Source organism: Curtobacterium sp. B8, assembly GCF_000333315.1.
GTDB lineage: Bacteria > Actinomycetota > Actinomycetes > Actinomycetales > Microbacteriaceae > Curtobacterium > Curtobacterium luteum.
In genome coordinates, this window is sequence record NZ_BACW01000180.1 from 1 (window position 1) to 2,241 (window position 2,241).

Consider the following 2,241-nt stretch of genomic DNA (forward strand, 5'->3'; position numbering starts at 1 on the left):
GGGAGTAGAAGACCGGACCAGGAACGTCTTCACCAGGAACGACGCGATCAACGCCGCCACGACGATGATCGCCAGGTCGCGGATGAACCGCCAGCCACCCCGCTGCTTCGTCCCGCCCGAGGTCGTCTCGTCACTCAATGCGTCAGCACCACCTTCACGAGTCCGATCACGAACGCGACCGCGGCGAGCACGATGCCGCCCCAGAGTCCCAGGAACGTCGGACGCGTCCCCGAGAACCGCTGCATGAACACCCCGACGAGCCCGATGCGGACGACGAGGATGACGACCGCCGCGACCTGCGCCCACACGGACGGCAGCCACCCGACCCACGCCGCGGCGTAGAGCACGGCGGGGATGAGCCCGGAGGTCGCGATCGGGTTCGCGTTCCGGACGACCACGACCGCGCTCTCGCGACGGGCGACGTCGTCCGCACCCCGGTCGGCGCCGATGCCGTGGGCGACCAGGTGGGCGAGCACGTGCGCGAGGTAGGTGAGCACCGCCGTGGCGAGCACGGTGAGGACGGCCGCCCCGCGCTCGATCTGCTCGGGGTCGACGGCGATCGCGGCGCTGAGCACGGTGATGTTGCCGTAGATGTACGACGACATGCGGTCACGGACGTGCTCGGCGGGGAGGTCGCGCGGGTCCGGACGTCGTGGCATCCGTCCATCATGGCCTCCCGGTGGTGCCCTCCGCCGACAGGACGCCGAGTGCGATGCGATCATCATCCATTTGGTTGACGCGTCAACCAAATGGATGGACACTGGTGGCATGCACACCCAGGACCTCCTCGCCGCCGACACCGGCATGGGCGCGGTCACCCTCCGCGTGGCCGACCTCGACCGGATGACGGCGTTCTACACGGAGGGCGTCCGGCTCAGCGTCGTCTCCTCGTCGCCCGGACGCACGGTCCTCGGCCGCGGGTCGGTGCCGATCGTCGTGCTCGAGCACGCTCCCGAACTCCGGCACGCCGGCGCGCACGAGGCCGGGCTGTTCCACACCGCGGTCCTCTTCGACACGCGTGCCGACCTCGCGGCCGCGCTGTACTCCGTCGCCACGCGGTACCCGCAGTCGTTCACGGGCAGCGCCGACCACCTCGTGAGCAACGCCTTCTACTGCACGGACCCCGAGGGCAACGGCGTCGAACTCTACTGGGACCGCGACCGGTCCGGATGGTCGTGGACGCACGGCATGGTCGACATGGCCACGATCGCGCTCGACCCGAACGCGTTCCTCCAGGAGCACCTCACGCAGGAGGCACTCGACGGTGCCACGGCCCGTCCGGGGCGGGTCGGGCACGTGCACCTGTCGGTCGGGGACGTCGCCACGGCCAAGACGTTCTACGTCGATCGACTCGGCTTCGCCACGACCGCGGGGTGGGGCGAGGCGCTGTTCGTCTCCGCCGGCGGCTACCACCACCACATGGCGATGAACACGTGGAACTCCCGGGGCGCGGGGCGTCGCCAGCTCGCACTCGGGCTCGGCCTCGTCCGCATCGAGGTACCGGCGCTCGACGACCTGGGCTCCCTGACCGAACGGATGCGGGACCACGGCCTGCAGCTCGCAGACGACGGCAGGACGGTCGCGTTCGAGGACCCGTGGGCGAACCGCATCGAGGTGACGGCGCCCGGACGCGGCTGAGCCCCGCCGGCTGCCCCTCCGGCAGGATGGTCGGGTGACTGACGACATCCGCTGGGAGGTGGTCGAGGAGAGTGCGCTGACGCTCGCCGACCACGAGGCGATCACGGCGCTGCTCGCGCAGGCCTTCCCGGACTGGTCGCACTGGTTCCTCGGGAGCCGCAGCTGGAGCGGCATGCAACCGGAGCGCCGCGTGCTCGCCCGGGACGCCGACGGCGTCGTCCTCGCCCACGTCGGGGTACGACGCATGTTCATCAGCGTCGGCAGCGAGGACGTCCTCGTCGGCGACACCGGCCTGGTCGCGGTCTCGCCACGACTGCAAGGAGCCGGCATGGGCCGCGACCTCCTCGAACGCGCCCGGAGCGTGCTCGAGGGACTCGACGTCCCGTTCGGCTTCCTCGGCACCGGCGAGGACCGCGTGCCGTTCTACGCGAAGCTCGGCTGGCACCACTTCGACGAGGTCGTGACGGACTACACCGCCTTCACCGCGGAGGGCGCGGGCATGCCGATGACCGAACAGGGCGGCTGGATGGTGCTGCCCGTCGCGTCACCCCTCGAGGACTGGCCGGCCGGTCCGGTCCGCCTGAACGCCCAGCAGGTCGAACG

Annotated in this window: 3 protein-coding genes; 2 read left to right on the forward strand and 1 reads right to left on the reverse strand. The window is 71.0% G+C overall.

The window, feature by feature from the left end:
- Positions 1 to 134: 134 nt before the first annotated feature.
- Positions 135 to 659: a hypothetical protein gene (locus tag I59_RS04385; protein WP_022902825.1), complete on the reverse strand. Its 525-nt coding sequence runs from the start codon at positions 657 to 659 to the stop codon at positions 135 to 137.
- 109 nt (positions 660 to 768) lie between these two features.
- Between I59_RS04385 and I59_RS04390 the strand changes: the two genes are divergently transcribed.
- Positions 769 to 1,638, forward strand: a complete 870-nt coding sequence (locus I59_RS04390; protein WP_022902826.1) for a VOC family protein — start codon at positions 769 to 771, stop codon at positions 1,636 to 1,638.
- Between the two features lie 34 nt (positions 1,639 to 1,672).
- On the forward strand, positions 1,673 to 2,241 hold a 569-nt coding region (locus I59_RS19165), incomplete at its 3' end, for a GNAT family N-acetyltransferase (protein WP_022902827.1).

Coding starts and splice junctions, on each gene's coding strand:
- I59_RS04385 (WP_022902825.1), bottom strand. CDS start 659: ATGCCACGACGTCCGGACCCGCGCGACCTCCCCGCCGAGCACGTCCGT.
- I59_RS04390 (WP_022902826.1), top strand. CDS start 769: ATGCACACCCAGGACCTCCTCGCCGCCGACACCGGCATGGGCGCGGTC.